The following is a 14707-nucleotide window of genomic DNA, read 5'->3' on the forward strand; positions in this document are numbered from 1 at the left end:
CCCCAATACCACGGAAGGCAATCGCAACCGCATGGCCGCCGTCGGCAGCGGCGCAACCTGGTACGGAACGGATCACCAGGTCAGCCTGACCGCCGCCTGGCCCCTGAGCCAGGAAAACAACATCGAGCCCAAGCGCACTCCCCGGCTGTGGTTGCAAGCGACCCGCTACTTCTGAGCAAGCTCCCGCCCGCCATGCCGGCGGGCCCCACTGAAAGGAAAAGCCATGAACAAGAGCTATACGCTGGTCTGGAACCAGGCCACAGGCTGTTGGAACGTCGCAAGCGAAGGTACCCGTCGGCGCAGCAAGAGCGGACGCGGCAAGGCGCTCGTAGTCGCCGGAGCGTCACTGCTCGGCCTGTTCTGCCAGGCCCCCGCCTTCGCCCTGCCCAGCGGCGCCACGGTCGTTTCAGGCGATGCCGGATTCCAGACATCCACCGATGGCCGGCATATGGTCATCGACCAGCAGAGCCACAAGCTGATCACTAATTGGAACGAGTTCAGCGTCCGTGCCGATGAGCGGGTCAGCTTCCACCAGCCGGGCCAGGACGCCGTCGCCCTGAACCGGGTGATCGGCCGCAACGGCAGCGATATCCAGGGGCGGATAGATGCCAACGGCAAGGTCTTCCTGGTCAATCCCAACGGCGTGGTCTTCGGCAAGTCCGCCCAGGTCAACGTAGGCGGCCTGGTGGCTTCCACCCTGGACCTGGCCGACAGGGACTTCCTCGCCGGCAACTACCAGTTCTCCGGCGACTCCGGCGCAACCGTAAGCAATGCCGGCAGCCTGCAAGCCAGCGAAGGCGGCAGCATCGCCCTGCTGGGCGCCCGGGTCAGCAACGACGGCGTGATCCAGGCGCAACTCGGCGACGTGGCCCTGGGCGCAGGCCAGGGCATCAACCTCAATTTCGACGGCGACGGCCTGCTCAACCTGCAGGTGGACAAGGGCTCGGTCGACGCTCTTGCACACAACGGCGGCCTCATCCGCGCCGATGGCGGCCAGGTGCTGATGAGCGCCCGCAGCGCCGACAGCCTGCTCAAGACCGTCGTCAACAACCAGGGCACTCTCGAGGCCAGGACGCTACGCAGCGCGGAAGGACGCATCGTCCTCGACGGCGGCGAACAGGGTACCGTGCGGGTGGCCGGCAAGCAGGACGCCAGCGCCCTCGGCGGAGGCAATGGCGGCCTGGTGCTGAACCAGGCCGCGAACGTCGAGATACAGCGAACCGCGCAGGTGGACACCCATGCCGACCAGGGCGCAACCGGCACCTGGAGGATTCTCTCGCACGAGGTCAGCGTAGCCGCTGTCGGCCAGGCAAACGCTGCCGGTGATGGTTCCGGCCAGGTCCATGTAGCGCAGGGCCCAGCCGGGGCCAATGCGTCCGATAGCAACGGCGTGACCATCGTTCAGCAGCAGCCGGCCGTCGACCTCGCCGCCGGCGCCAACGGTACCTCCGCAGTGCAGAGCCAGAGCGGCGCCAACATCGGCTCGGGCGCAAGTGGCATCAGCGTCGTGCAAAGCCAGAACAGCCCCAATATCGGCTCGGGCGCCAATGGCATCAGCGTCGTGCAAAGCCAGAATGGCGCCAATATCGGCGCCGGCGCGAGTGGCATCAGCGTCGTGCAGAGCCAGAACAGCCCCAATATCGGCTCGGGCGCAAGTGGCATCAGCGTCGTGCAGAGCCAGAGCGGCCCCAGCATCGGCTCGGGCGTCAATGGCGTCACAATCGTGCAGAGCCAGAGCGGTGCCAACATCGGCCCCGGCGTCAGCGGAATCGATGTCGTCCAGACCCAGACTCTCCCCAACCTGAGCCCAGGCGCCAATGGCTCCAGCATCGTCCAGGTCCAGACGCTACCCGATATTGCCGCCGACGCCGGCAATGTGCATGTCGTGCAGGTCCAGACCGGCGGTAACAAGGTCTTCGGCAATTCCGCCACCAACGTCAGGTCACGTACCGTTCAGGCCCGGAGCAGCGAGAATGTCGGTTCCGGCCTGGCGAATCCAAGCAGCGCGGGAAAAGGCCCGACGCTGCATGCCGATACCCTGGCCCGCAACCTTTCCACAAGCAACGTCGAAGTGGTCGCCACCCGGGGCAACGCGCATGTCGGCGCGCCGCTGTCCTGGGACAGCGGCAACGGCCTGACGCTAACCGCCGAGCGCGGGGACCTCAGGATCAATGGCGCGCTGACGGCCCAGGGGGAAAACGCCAGCCTTACTCTCAATGCCGGGCAGCGCCCTCTCCGTATCGACGACAGCCTCTCTCTCACCGGCCAGGGAGCCCGGGTCGAATTCAATTCGGACAAGGGTTATGCCCTCGCCGAAGGCGCCCGGATCACCCTGTCCGGCAAGAACGCAGGATTCCGCGCCAATGGGCGGGACTACAGCGTGATCCAGGACTTGCAGCAGTTGCGCGGCATCGATAGGGACCTGGGCGGCAGCTATGTCCTTGGCAATCGAATCGCAGGCGGCAATTCCAGCTTCCTGTCGATAGGCAACGCCAGCGCCTTCGGCGGTACCTTCGACGGCCTGGGCAACACCATCGATAATCTTGCCGTCTACGGCACCGGTGCCTACTCCGGCCTGTTCAGCGTCAACCGGGGCACCCTCCGCAACCTGAACCTGGAACGCATTTCCGCCGATGGAGCACGGGCCACCCACTACAACGTCCAGGTCGGCAGCCTGGCCGCTGTCAACCTCGGTCGCATCGACAATGTGAACGCCAGCGACATCCGTATCGCCGCGGCCTCGAAGCTGAACAGCCTCGGCGGGCTGGTCGCGCTGAACCTGGGTAGTATCGACAACGCCAGCGCCAGCGGCACGCTGGTCGGCAACCGCCACACCTATGCTCTGGGCGGACTCACAGCCGAAAACATCAGCACAGCCAGGGGCGTGGCCAGCATCTCCAACAGCCGGGCCGATTTTGCCATCTCCGGCCAGTTGAAGGACCATGCCAGCCACTACGGCGCGGGGGGCCTGGTAGGCAGGAACCGCGGCGGCCTCATCCGCAGCAGCGGCAGCCAGGGAACGCTGTCGCTGACCGGTCACGGGATGAACCTGGGAGGACTGGTCGGATACAGCTCCGCCGGCGGACTGGCGGACGTATCCGCCTCCGTCGACGTCTCAGGCAACGGACAGCACGGCCTGTACGGAGGGCTCATCGGCCTCAACGTAAACAGTGGTATCGCCCACGCCACGGCCAGCGGCAAGGTCCGGGGCACAGACGCGGAAGCACTGGGCGGGCTGATCGGCCGGAACCTGAACGCGGCCATCACCAACGCCAGCGCCCATGGCGACGTCGTCCTGCAAGCCGGTCGCTACCTGGGAGGCCTGATCGGCCACAACCAGGCAGGCAACCTGGCCAACGTCAGTGCCAGCGGCAACCTGAGCGGTGGGTCGCTACTCCAGGCCGGCGGCCTGATCGGTCTCAACGCCAATGCCTCGCTGGTCAATGCCTCCGCCAAGGGCAACGTCGCTACCCGCGGAGCAGAAGCGGTTGGCGGTCTGCTCGGCGAAAACCTGTACGGTTCCATCATCAACGGTTCCGCCAGTGGCGAAGTCACCGACGATAGCGGCAAAACCCTGGGTGGCCTGATAGGGTCCAACCTCGGCGGCAATCATTCCAACCTGAAGGCCTCCGGGTGGGTAAACGCAGGGGCGAACAGTGACGTGGGAGGGCTGATCGGCCACAACCGGGGCGGCAACCACAGCACCCTGGCCGCATCCGGCAATGTCACCGGGGGCAAGGGCAGTCGCGTCGGCGGACTCGTCGGCTACAACGATGCCGCCTCGCTGACGAACGTCTCGGCTTCGGGCAACGTCAGCGCCAACGGTTCCAGGGCCATCGGCGGGTTGCTCGGCAGCGATCTGCGAGGCTCGCTGATGCTCGCCAGCAGCCATGGGACGGTGATCGACATGACCGGCCACAACCTGGGAGGACTGCTCGGCCGCGGCGAAAATACCTCGATCCGCTCCGCCAACGCCACCGGCGCGGTCACCGGGGGCGGCGGCGCCAGTGTCGGCGGGCTGGTCGGCTCCCTGGAAGGCTGGCGGGCTCTCGTCCTGGGGGCCTCGGCCAGCGGCGATGCGAGGGCGGGATACGACAGCTATATCGGCGGGCTGGCAGGCTTCAGCACCGGCACCATCAGGGGCGCTTCCGCTTCCGGCAAGGTCGGAGGCTCGGGCCTGCTGGGCGGCCTGGTCGCCTGGAACCAGGGGAATGTCATGGGTTCTTCGGCCAGCGGCAGGCTGGAGCCACAAATCCCCAACCAGATCCATGGCGGACTGATCGGCATCAATTTTGGCTGGCAGTCCTGGAACTCGGTATACGGGGCTGCGGCGACCGTTCCCATGATAGGTCGCCACTACAACCTGTGAATCGATCCTCCCGGTACCCGTACCGGGAGGCTTCCTGTTCGATGGAGCGGCCGGGCCTCAGTGCCCGCCGCCACCAGACGCTCGATGGAATGCCATGCTGGAAGGCCAGGCGTCGGGAGAAACTGGGCTGGAAGAGCGGACCATCCTCCTTCCCACAGGCCAGCATTCGGAAAGTAATGGCACAGAAACGAAAAAGCCCACCTTTGCAGGTGGGCTTTTTCGTCTTGAATATGGTGGGTCGTGTAGGATTCGAACCTACGACCAATTGGTTAAAAGACAATTGGCCTAGGTTTCTCTAGGAAGGGTTTCTACCCAGCCACCTTTCACACCAGCAGCCTCTAATGACCCCACATTAGAGGCTGTAGACATGAATGCGAAAGCGACTTCGGTTGTATCCACCAAGGGTGGTGTAGGGAAATCCACCACCGCCGCCAACCTCGGTGCATTTTGCGCCGATGCTGGCCTGAAAACCCTCCTCATCGACCTGGACCCCGTCCAGCCCTCCCTATCCTCGTACTACGAGCTTCCTGAAGTCGCCCAGGGCGGCATCTACGACCTGCTCGCCGCCAACATAACTGACCCAGCGAGGATCATCTCCAGGACGATTATCCCCAACCTGGACGTCGTGATTTCCAACGACCAGAACAACCAGCTCAACAACCTACTGCTCCAGGCGCCCGATGGCCGGCTTCGGCTGGCAAACCTCATGCCGTCCCTGAAGCAGGGCTACGACCTGGTGCTGATCGACACCCAAGGTGCGCGCTCCGCTTTACTCGAAATGGTCGTGCTCGCATCGGATCTGGTTGTTTCCCCCCTGCAGCCCAACATGCTCACTGCCCGCGAGTTCAACCGCGGCACAATGCAAATGCTCGATGGACTACGTCCCTACGAGCGCCTCGGCATGCGGATCCCCAATGTTCAGATCGTCATCAACTGCCTGGACCAGACCAATGACTCCCGGGCGATTCACGAGAATGTGCGTGCCATCTTCGATGAGCATCAGGACATTTCTGTGCTCGAAACGACTGTCCCGGATGCCGTCGTGTTTCGCAACGCAGCATCGCGCGGGCTACCAGCGCACCGCCTCGAAACGCGGCAACCCTCGAATCGCACATCCGCGCCCGCGCTGGAAATCATCCGTAACCTGGCCATCGAGGTCTTTCCCGAGTGGACTGACCGCTTCCTCGCGCTGACGCCGGAGGCGGTAGCAGCACTGGTCAAGGGAGGGCGCTGACATGGCGAAGCCTCCAATCACCCAAGCCCGCGACGTCGACGCAGAACTTGTGCTGCAACTGAACAAGTTCGGCAGCGCCGCCGACCTTCGGAGCCAACAGGCCAAGTTGACCGGCGCTGCGCGAGAAATACGCAAGCTGACTGGTGGCGGTACTGACCTGTTCGGGAAGCTGGGTTGCTACTTGAGCTTCGAGCAAAAGCAGCTCCTACAAGACGCTGCGCGCTTGCTCGACTCGGTGAACCAGCAGGTCGAGCATGCGAAGGAAAAGCGTGATCGCGACGAGAAACAGGCCAAGAAGCGGCGTGAGCTGCGCGGGCGCCTGGCCAAGCAACTGGTCGCCTCGAACTACCCGCTTCCGGGAAATACGCTCGAAGAGCGGCTGGAAATCCTGCAGATCGCGTTGATCTACAACCGGGCCAAGGTGTTCGATCCCCTGTACTCCACGCACCAGCTCCACTCAAAACTCAAACGCTGGCTGGAGCGTCCCAAGCAGCTCATCGGGTGGCGCAGTGAAGCCGAGTATTTCGCTAGTCAGGTGGGGAGCCTGCGATGTGACTTCATTAGCCACCTGACTAACGAAATCGCCTACGACGATGGCAGTGAAGTCGAGGAGCGCCTGCGCGTCATCAAGCAGACGGTCGCTGACTGCACCGCACAGATCGCTCTGACCAGCGAGGAGCAGGAAACCCTTCGGCTCTGGAAAGACGCTCTGCAATCGGCTCCGGAGGGCCTCATATGAACCTCCAGAACCGCAACAACCTCATCCTGAGCTTGATCGCCGAGACCCAGTTCGACGCCTACGTGCAAGGCTACATGGCCAAAGCAGGCGCCGCCGCCGGTGCTTCCGACAATCTGCTGGTCGAGGCTGAAGGTGCTGCGATGCTGCAGGGCCTTGTCGCTCCGGTTCGCGCTCAGCAGCGTGCCTGTGGACAGCCCCTGCAGAACGCCCTGCTCCAAATCGCCCACGACCTACTGTTGCAGACGAAGTCGCAACTGGCCATCGCGGCCAATGCCAGCTCGATCCACGTGATCCAGCGGGACATGAACAGGGCTATCTGGAATATCGCGACTGCCATCGATCACCTGGCCGAGTTCGCCCAACCCTCCCAGGACACTGTGAAGGTCATCGAGCGGCTGATGCTCTTCGTCGGCAGTAGCCCGGAAGGTCAGCAACTGGCCGCAGAGGCAAGTGCGGTGCTTGGCATTAGCGAGGGGGGCCTGGCATGAAGCCTATGATTCAAGCCCACCTGGTCGAGCGCGACCAGTTCGGCTTCTGGACCCATCCGAACTATCCGGATCTGGCCGACAACTGCTCTTCCAACGAAGCGCAGGAAACGCTGCGTCGGCTTGGCCTTGAGTTGCAGACCGTCTTCATGGAGTCGGATGCGCCTCGCCTCTACGACTCTGCCCGTTCGGACCAACGATACAGCGAGTGGATCCCAACGCGGCCCGAAGGCGCCGGTTGGTTCGTGCTGTCGATCCACGATACCGATAACGGCCCGGTGTGCCAGTACGTGCGACCGCTCGGAGAACACCTGAGTCCAATCGATCTCGATGCGGCAGCAGAACAGCATGAGCGCCTGCTCAGCGAGGCTTGTGCCAAGGCCTTGAATCAGCGCGACGCCGCCCTGGCCGAAATCAAGCGCAACAAGCTCACCATCGCGGCCATGAACGAGGTGCACGCGAAACTCGCCGCAGATCTGGAGGCCGTCCAAGCCAGGGTTGCGGGGTTGCATCGCGCTCTAAAGGTGATCGTTGACGCTGCAGAACACGGTTCTTGGCCGACAACCGTCCTGCACGGGATTGATAAAGCACGTGCCATGCTCGCCGCCGCCCCTTCCCAAGCTAAGCCCAGCACCGACGACGGGCAGGGAGGCAGGCCATGAGTGACCCCAAGCTCAAGCCCTGCCCGCTCTGCGGCAGCACGAACATTCGAATGCTGGAACCCGAGCTGCTCGACACCGATGCCTGGAACTCTGCCATTGAATGCCAGGACTGCCAGGTTCACATCGGGCCGTCCTACTGCGAGCCAGACCCGGTAACAGCGAGGTATTCAGCACAGGTCGACTGGAACAGGCGCCCAAACGCAAAAAGCCACGCGGACGAGCGTGAGCAGTTCTTGATGGCCAACCTGCTCGCCGCCCTGGAGGTCGCACTGGGCGACGTAGCAGCCCTGGCTATTGTCGACCGGGTAAGGCAGGTCGCAGACCGAATTTACCCCACCTCGAGCCTATCCCCTGTTCCCCAAGCATGGCTCGATGTCCAAGCCGAGCGCCGCCGGCAGATCGAGGCCGAAGGCTGGACGCCAGAGCACGACGACGAGCACAGCCACGGCCAGATGGCCCGAGCCGCCGCCTGCTACGCCCTGGCCGGCTCCAGCGCTCCGAACGATGGAACCGCCGCCCTGCTGGTGTCGCTGGCATGGCCTTGGGATGAGCAGTGGTGGAAGCCAACCACGGTGCGACGAGATATGGTCAAGGCCTGCGCCCTGGCGCTGGCTGAGATCGAGCGCCTGGACCGCACCGCGCCCGTGCAGGGCTCAACCTGCTGCAAGGGGGACGCGTAATGGACAAGCAAAAAGTCCTCGCCAAGGTCGAGAAGCTGATGGCCCTGGCGAATGCCAAGGGGGCCACGCCGAACGAGGCGGAAACCGCATTGCGCCAGGCCGCGATCCTGAAGCGCCAGTTCGACCTCAGCGATGCGGATATCTCGGCCCACACGGTGGAAACCGCGTGCATTCCCACTCGAACCAGGCGCTCTCCTGCCCCATGGCTGCATGAACTGGCCGGGATCTGCGCCAGTTCCTTCGGCTGCGACTACCTGGCCGCTTACGCGATGCCAGCGGGCTGGACGTTCAAGTTCATGGGTCGTGGGATCGGCCCTGAGCTAGCCGCTCACGCCTACTCTACGCTCCACCACCAACTGGTGGCGGCGCGCTCAGCTCATGTCGCCCAACAGAAGCGCTGCAAGCTGTCGACCAAGCGCCGTCGCAGCAAGCTCTTCGTCGAAGGCTGGCTTCTCGCAGTGCGTTCGCTGGTACGTGACTTTGCCGGCAGGCCGGACGAGTCGACTCAAGCAGCCATCAAGGCCTACCTCGAACTACACCATCCGGAGCTGAAACTCCTGGAGCCGGCAGCGCCGACGAAGCCCCTGGCCTATGACCAGGCTTCGCTGCACGCAGGCTGGGAGCACGGCAAAAACACTCGCCTGCACCGCGGCGTCAGCCGGCGAGTTCAGGGCGCGCTCGAGCAGGGAGGTTCCCGATGACTCGCTCTGCTCTCTCGAACATCGCCTACGAGGCTCTGGTGCGTGCCCGCCGCAAATTCAGCAACCGAAAGGAGCGCTGCATCCGCGAAACCTGGACCGCCGAACAGGAACTGGTGCTGCTGCGCCTGTATCCGGATATGCCGAACGAGGTCCTGGCAGCCAGGTTGAACAAAACGCTCCAGCAGATCTGCTCCAAAGCGTATCGGCTCGGGCTGAAAAAAAGCCCCGAGTTCTCCAAGAAGATCCGGCAGGACTGGGGCAGCGCAACTCGGTTCAAGAAGGGAAACACCCCATGGAACTGCGGCATGAAGGGGCTTCCCGCGCGAGGACGCTCATCGGAAACGCAGTTCAAGAAGGGGCAGAAGCCCCACACATGGCTCCCAGTCGGCAGTACACGGGTCAGCGCTGATGGCTACCTGCAACGAAAGATCTCGGATACCGGTTATCCCCCCCGGGACTGGAAGGGCATGCACATCCTGCTCTGGGAAGAACACTTCGGCCCCATCCCAACCGGCCATTGCGTCTGCTTCAAGGACAACAACAAGCAGAACGTCGTCATCGACAACCTGGAGCTCATCACCCGGGCCGAACGCATGCGCCGCAACTCCATCCATCGCTATCCACCTGAGCTGAAGAGCGCAATCCGCGTCATCAGCAAGCTCAAGCGCACCATTCAGGAGGTCGAGCATGAAAAACAAGATTGAGGATCTGCGTAATCACCTCTTTGCCACCATCGAAGGCCTGCTGGACGAAGAGAAGCCTCTGGATATCGAACGCGCGAAAGCGGTGGCTCATGTGAGTTCGGTGATCATCGAGTCCGCCAAGGTGGAGGTGAAAGCGCTGGAGATCATCGGCGCCCCGGGCGGAAGCACGTTCATGCAGATCGGCCGGGAGGACTCGAAGTGAGTGTTCTGGAACTTACGCCGCCGCACTCCGTCGAGGCGGAGCAAGGGGTACTCGGCGGTCTGATGCTGGACAACGCGGCATGGGACATTGTCGGCGATCAACTGCAGAAGGAGGACTTCTTCCGGCATGAGCATCGGCTGATATTCACCGCCATCAGCGAGTTGGCCGCGAAGGACGCCCCGTTTGACGTCGTGACGGTGTCGGAAGCGATCGAAGACCTTCCAGAAGCCGGCGGGCTGGCCTACCTCGGCCAGCTCGCCGACAACACGCCCTCCGTGGCCAATATCGAGGCTTACGCGCAGATCGTTCGCGATCGGGCGCACCTGCGGCAGTTGATGTCTCTCGGGCACCACTGCACCAGAACCGCCTCGAACCACCAGGCGAATCCCTGTGAGGTTCAGGAGGAGATCGAGCAGAAGCTGTTCGCCCTCGGCCAAGATCAGCACAAGTCCGACTTTATCGATATCAACAAGGGCCTCGCGAAGATCGTCGACACCATCGATTACCGCTTCAACAACAACGTGACGGTAACGGGGGTCCCGACAGGCCTGAAGGATCTCGACGAGCTCTCCGGCGGACTACAGAAGTCGGATCTCATCATCGTCGGTGCCCGTCCCTCGATGGGCAAAACGTCGTTTGCCCTCAACTTGATCGACGCCGCGCTGCAGAGCGACCAACAGAAGTCTGTCCAGGTTTACAGCATGGAAATGCCAGCAGAGCAGCTGCTGTTCAGGCTTGCTGCCCTGCTCGGCCACCTGGACCTTGGCAAGCTGATGAAGGGCCAACTGCAAGAAGAGGATTGGCCCAGGCTGACCGTCGCGATCCAGCGCATAAACGACTATGGCAGCCGACTGGTCATCAACGACCAGGGCAACCTGACGCCGACAGAGCTGCGCGCCAAGGTTCGCCGTGCAGCCAGGAAGTACGGCCACCCCGTACTGATCCTGGTCGACTACCTGCAGCTGATGCGCTGCCCAGGCCTGGAAAACCGAGCCACCGAGATCTCGGAGATCTCCCGCTCGCTGAAAGCGCTGGCCAAGGAGATGGACTGCCCCGTCGTGGCCCTATCCCAGCTCAATCGCAGCCTGGAGAACCGGCCGAACAAGCGACCGAACAACGCAGACCTGCGTGAGAGCGGCGCAATCGAGCAGGACGCGGACGTGATCATGTTCGTGTACCGCGACGAGGTCTACCACCCCAACACCGAGGCCAAGGGCATCGCCGAAATCATCATCGGCAAGTACCGCAACGGCCCGATCGGCACCGTCCGCGCCGCCTTCATCGCCAACCAGACCCGCTTCGCCGACCTTGCACCAACTTGGCAGGGAGCTCTTGCATGAGCCCCTTCATTGAACTTCCGATCTCTCGCCGGCGGGAGCCGGCAAGGAGTCTAGTCATGCGTGACCAGCAGCCCGCTAACAATCTCCTTTCGATAGCGAGCGCCGAATGGATACAAGCCTTGCAGAACTTCTGCCACCACGGACGAGTGTATGACGGGTCCGCCGCCAATGCCTGGCTATTGGATGCCTGCCTACTTGTTCCCAGCGCTGCCCTCATCCACGGTGTCATCGAGTACGTTCTTAACAGCCGTGAGGACATACCATACGGAGGGCTACGCCCAAGCTGGGTGGCTCAGCGGCTCGAGCAGGAGGGATTGATTAGTCACCGGTGCGGGGCAGTCTTGCACTGGCAGGAGCACGGCTATCGCTTTTCCACGGTGGTCAGGATCGACCCCGAACAGATTTGGCCCGATAAGCGCTCGAGACCCGAAGCATTCGTTACCGGACCACTAGATAGCCAGGAGCTTGGGGTAATTGAAATCCTGGCGCATCCGAACGCCAGACGTCGTAGTCCGTCCCCGGTGCGCCTGGCAGCACTGGTTCGATCTTCGCTAGCCATACCTGCTGAGCCTCTTCATCCCATTGCAAATCCGCCAGTTCTTCATGCAGTGCTAGCCACCTATCCCGAATTGGCATCTCCCGAATGGTTTCCAGTGGCCAGGAGTAGCGACGCATGAGCGCATACTCAATGGCATCCATGCCCCATAGCCTCCAGCCTTTGTCACGTGCCAGTGAGTTACCAAGGGTACACAGCACAAAGACTTGGCTTATCCATTGCGCTCTGGCCATCGTCATAGGCAATCCGTCCCCCTTTTGTGAGTCAGGAACGCATGCCTGGATCTGGATAAGCATCTCGTCGTATCCAAAGCGGTATTCGTTCTTCATGCCGGACCTCCTGTGGTCTGGGTGGGTTTGTTTGGCGACGCCAACCTTACCACCGGATGCGTCCGGCTCCCTTTTAGCAGCGACCGTCACGCCTTCAGCGCTACCGGTCCTGCAATCTCATTTTTCATCTCATCTTCCGCTGCCAGTTGCCGGCCCACGCCGGCAAGGAGTCCACGCATGAACGCTTCCCAGCACCTGGTCACCCACGAGTGCATGAATTGCGGTCAGCACCACCCTCTCCACCTGGTGCGCCAAATCCTCCCCGCAGAGAACACCCCGGAAGGTGAAGCTGAGGTCTTGGTCTGCCCCTGCTGCGGGAGCTACGACGTCCATCAGTTGGAGGCTGTCCGTGATGAACACTGAAGCCCGTTTTCCGAGCATCCACGCCTCGGCCGCGTTCACCGACTCGGCGGTGGTTCATGCCAATCACGTTGGGGTCAACCCGATCGAGCTGGACGCCCTCAGCCAAGTGATCTCGCGCCTTTCTCGTGACGAGAGCACGGTCGCACCCAGCTCGATGGAGCGAGAGCTTCGTGAGCTGGAGGAACTGGGGTACATCGAAATCTCGACCACTCAGGCCGGGACCCTGGTGGTCACTACGCGCGCTCCAGGGCAACTGCTTTCGGCTTACTTCTGGTCGGTATGGATCCCGCGATACCTGTTCAGTTGCTCGCTGAAAGTGAGCCTGGTGCCGCACCTCTGCTGCGGCACTCAGGACTCCCAGCACCTCACCGCGGTGTTCCGCATTGCAGGCAGCAAGGACGCCGCACGTGAGTTCCTGCATCAGTTGGCCAACAACTATCCCGGGCATGAGCCGGAGTTGCCCGAACTGGTGGCCGTTCAGGTCGGTGATGCACTCAGCAAGGAGGCCGAATCATGAAGGCATCCCAGACCTATCAGTGCATCGTCAAGTTCGATGGCGCCGGCTTCTGGACCAATACCATTCAGAAGCAGCGTGCGACCTGCACCTGGAGCGACAAGGTGGCAGCCTCCCGCCTTGCCGAACGGCTGTTCGGCGAGGACAACGCCTACATCACCCGTATGCCGGCACAGGCAGGCGACCACGAAAAGCGCATCGAGAGCCGCTGGGAACTGTCCTGTAGAAATCCCAAGGAGGTAGCGCACGATGCCTGACGTCACCGCTTACCGGCCGGCTGAGGACGAGCTCGCTCAACTGCGCACAGAGGTCCGCATGCTGCGTTCCGCGCATGACGACCTGGCCTGCAGCCGACAGAGCGATCGTCGCAGCCTTCAGGCGCTGGTGAAACGTCTCCTGGATGCCGCCGCCACCGATAGCCTTCCCCGCTCCCTTGCAGAGATGGAGACCTGGCTGCAGCTCAACAGTGAGGAGACCACGGATGCGTAGTTTCCTTCGCGGCGCCCGGGAAAGCGTCCGCCGGCTGGTGGCCTTCGCTCAAGCCGAAGGCTGGAGCGTCGACCGCTCCGCCGGCGGCCACTTGAAGCTCAGCAAGATCGGCTGCGCCTCGATCTTCATCTCTTCCACGCCAAGCGACGCGCGCGGCGAGCTCAATGCCCGCGCCCTGCTCCGTCGAGCCGACAGGCAGCGTTCCCTGAACCAGGAGTCTTTCTGATGCCTATCAAACACGCCATCGTCCACCTGATCGAGAAGAAGCCCGACGGCACCCCGGCCGTGCTCCACGCGCGCGACGCCGAGCTGGGCGACTCCCAGGCCATCGAGAACCTGCTGGCCGACCTCAACGAAAGCTACAACGCCAAGAACAAGGCCTGGGGCTTCTTCTACGACGAGTCCGGCGCCTACCCGTTCAGCGGCTGGCTCGGCGAGTACCTGGACGGCGGCCGCGACTTCGTCGGCTTCAGCCACGAAGCGGTCGAGCACCTGCAGAAGCTGATGGAAAAGTCCAACCTCTCCACCGGCGGCCACGTCCTGTTCGCCCACTACCAGCAAGGCATGACCGACTACCTGGCGATCGCCCTGCTGCACCACAGCGAAGGCGTGGCGGTGAACGAATCGCTGGAGGTCACCCCGTCGCGTCACCTGGACCTCGGCCAGTTGCACCTGGCCGCGCGGCTCAACATTTCCGAGTGGCGCAACAACAAGCAGTCGATGCAGTACATCTCGTTCATCAAGGGCAAGGGCGGGAAGAAGGTCTCCGACTACTTCCGCGACTTCATCGGCTGCCAGGAAGGGGTGGATTCGCCGAGCGAGACGCGCACCCTGCTGAAAGCCTTCAGCGATTTCGTGGAAAGCGAGGGCATGGCCGAGCAGCAGGCCCGCGAGAAAACCGAGACGCTGGTCGACTACGCCACCTCCCAGGCGCGCATCGGCGAGCCGATGACCCTCGACGCGCTTTCGGAACTGATGGACGACCAGCAGCCGCGGGCGTTCTACGACTACATCCGTAACAAGGACTACGGCCTGTCGCCGGAAATCCCGGCGGACAAGCGCACCCTCAACCAGTTCCGCCGCTTCACCGGCCGCGCCGAGGGCCTGTCGATCAGCTTCGAGGCGCACCTGCTGGGCTCCAGGATCGAGTACGACGAGGAGCGCGACACGCTGAGGATCAGCAGTCTCCCCACTCAGCTTCGCGACCAGCTCAAGCGCCGCAAGGCGGAGCAGGAGAGCACGTCATGAAAGGGGTTCGTCGCCCAATCCTGCGCTACCACGGAGGCAAGTGGAAACTTGCTCCCTGGATCATCCAGCACCTGGCGCCACATCACACTTAC

16 protein-coding genes, 1 tRNA gene and 2 pseudogenes are annotated in these 14707 nt (G+C 62.8%); 17 read left to right on the plus strand and 2 right to left on the minus strand.

All coding sequences use genetic code 11. The annotated features are described in order from the left end of the window. Both FFS27_RS15740 and tpsA4 read left to right on the plus strand, forming a co-directional pair. Positions 1-175: pseudogene (locus FFS27_RS15740) on the plus strand (ShlB/FhaC/HecB family hemolysin secretion/activation protein); the annotation flags it as partial. A gap of 48 nt (positions 176-223) precedes the next feature. Continuing rightward, positions 224-4369, plus strand: coding sequence for a two-partner secretion system exoprotein TpsA4 (gene tpsA4 / locus FFS27_RS15745; RefSeq protein ID WP_023101567.1), 4146 nt, complete (start codon positions 224-226; stop codon positions 4367-4369). 231 nt (positions 4370-4600) lie between these two features. On the opposite strand, the gene FFS27_RS33270 is transcribed toward tpsA4, so the two are convergent. Beyond that, positions 4601-4717 (minus strand) — tRNA-Lys (locus tag FFS27_RS33270). Between the two features lie 19 nt (positions 4718-4736). Between FFS27_RS33270 and FFS27_RS15750 the strand changes: the two genes are divergently transcribed. From FFS27_RS15750 to dnaB, 9 genes are read left to right on the plus strand one after another with little or no spacing between them, the layout of a single operon-like run. Then, entirely contained in the window at positions 4737-5603 is an 867-nt protein-coding gene (locus FFS27_RS15750) for a ParA family protein (protein WP_003120956.1), read from the plus strand. A gap of 1 nt (position 5604) precedes the next feature. Next, positions 5605-6342 (plus strand): hypothetical protein, encoded by a 738-nt coding sequence (locus tag FFS27_RS15755; protein WP_016852973.1) that lies wholly within the window; start codon positions 5605-5607, stop codon positions 6340-6342. Continuing rightward, positions 6339-6830 carry a hypothetical protein gene (locus FFS27_RS15760; protein WP_016852972.1) on the plus strand — a complete coding sequence of 164 codons (492 nt, stop codon included), beginning with the start codon at positions 6339-6341 and terminating at the stop codon, positions 6828-6830. The genes FFS27_RS15755 and FFS27_RS15760 overlap by 4 nt, the downstream gene beginning before the upstream one ends. Beyond that, a complete protein-coding gene (locus FFS27_RS15765) occupies positions 6827-7489 on the plus strand; it encodes a hypothetical protein (protein WP_023082646.1) in 663 nt (220 codons plus the stop codon). Before FFS27_RS15760 ends, FFS27_RS15765 begins: the two co-directional genes overlap by 4 nt. Further along, on the plus strand, positions 7486-8169 hold the full coding sequence (locus tag FFS27_RS15770) for a hypothetical protein (protein WP_016852970.1): 684 nt from the start codon (positions 7486-7488) through the stop codon (positions 8167-8169). Before FFS27_RS15765 ends, FFS27_RS15770 begins: the two co-directional genes overlap by 4 nt. Continuing rightward, on the plus strand, positions 8169-8870 hold the full coding sequence (locus tag FFS27_RS15775; RefSeq protein WP_016852969.1) for a DUF2786 domain-containing protein: 702 nt from the start codon (positions 8169-8171) through the stop codon (positions 8868-8870). The genes FFS27_RS15770 and FFS27_RS15775 overlap by 1 nt, the downstream gene beginning before the upstream one ends. Next, positions 8867-9574, plus strand: coding sequence for an HNH endonuclease signature motif containing protein (locus tag FFS27_RS15780; RefSeq protein WP_016852968.1), 708 nt, complete (start codon positions 8867-8869; stop codon positions 9572-9574). The genes FFS27_RS15775 and FFS27_RS15780 overlap by 4 nt, the downstream gene beginning before the upstream one ends. Next, positions 9558-9776 (plus strand): hypothetical protein, encoded by a 219-nt coding sequence (locus FFS27_RS15785; RefSeq protein WP_003122068.1) that lies wholly within the window; start codon positions 9558-9560, stop codon positions 9774-9776. The genes FFS27_RS15780 and FFS27_RS15785 overlap by 17 nt, the downstream gene beginning before the upstream one ends. Continuing rightward, a complete protein-coding gene (gene dnaB / locus FFS27_RS15790) occupies positions 9773-11116 on the plus strand; it encodes a replicative DNA helicase (protein WP_016852967.1) in 1344 nt (447 codons plus the stop codon). The genes FFS27_RS15785 and dnaB overlap by 4 nt, the downstream gene beginning before the upstream one ends. 438 nt (positions 11117-11554) lie before the next feature. On the opposite strand, the gene FFS27_RS33275 is transcribed toward dnaB, so the two are convergent. Further along, the gene (locus FFS27_RS33275; protein WP_003117028.1) at positions 11555-12001 is read right to left on the minus strand and encodes a hypothetical protein; all 447 of its coding nucleotides are present in this window, start codon (positions 11999-12001) and stop codon (positions 11555-11557) included. A gap of 352 nt (positions 12002-12353) precedes the next feature. Between FFS27_RS33275 and FFS27_RS15805 the strand changes: the two genes are divergently transcribed. From FFS27_RS15805 to FFS27_RS33995, 6 genes and pseudogenes are all read left to right on the plus strand, one after another. Then, positions 12354-12881, plus strand: a complete 528-nt coding sequence (locus FFS27_RS15805; protein WP_016852965.1) for a hypothetical protein — start codon at positions 12354-12356, stop codon at positions 12879-12881. Further along, on the plus strand, positions 12878-13135 hold the full coding sequence (locus tag FFS27_RS15810; RefSeq protein ID WP_004352848.1) for a hypothetical protein: 258 nt from the start codon (positions 12878-12880) through the stop codon (positions 13133-13135). Before FFS27_RS15805 ends, FFS27_RS15810 begins: the two co-directional genes overlap by 4 nt. Further along, entirely contained in the window at positions 13128-13367 is a 240-nt protein-coding gene (locus FFS27_RS15815) for a hypothetical protein (RefSeq protein WP_016852964.1), read from the plus strand. Before FFS27_RS15810 ends, FFS27_RS15815 begins: the two co-directional genes overlap by 8 nt. Beyond that, the gene (locus FFS27_RS15820; RefSeq protein ID WP_003103841.1) at positions 13360-13593 is read left to right on the plus strand and encodes a hypothetical protein; all 234 of its coding nucleotides are present in this window, start codon (positions 13360-13362) and stop codon (positions 13591-13593) included. The genes FFS27_RS15815 and FFS27_RS15820 overlap by 8 nt, the downstream gene beginning before the upstream one ends. Continuing rightward, positions 13593-14615, plus strand: a complete 1023-nt coding sequence (gene yejK / locus FFS27_RS15825) for a nucleoid-associated protein YejK (protein WP_019416389.1) — start codon at positions 13593-13595, stop codon at positions 14613-14615. Before FFS27_RS15820 ends, yejK begins: the two co-directional genes overlap by 1 nt. Further along, positions 14612-14707 (plus strand): annotated as a pseudogene (locus FFS27_RS33995) (DNA adenine methylase); the annotation flags it as partial. The gene yejK and the pseudogene FFS27_RS33995, both read left to right, overlap by 4 nt.

The sequence above is a fragment of the Pseudomonas sp. 2VD genome (genome assembly GCF_005503585.1).
GTDB classification, from domain to species: Bacteria; Pseudomonadota; Gammaproteobacteria; order Pseudomonadales; family Pseudomonadaceae; genus Pseudomonas; species Pseudomonas aeruginosa.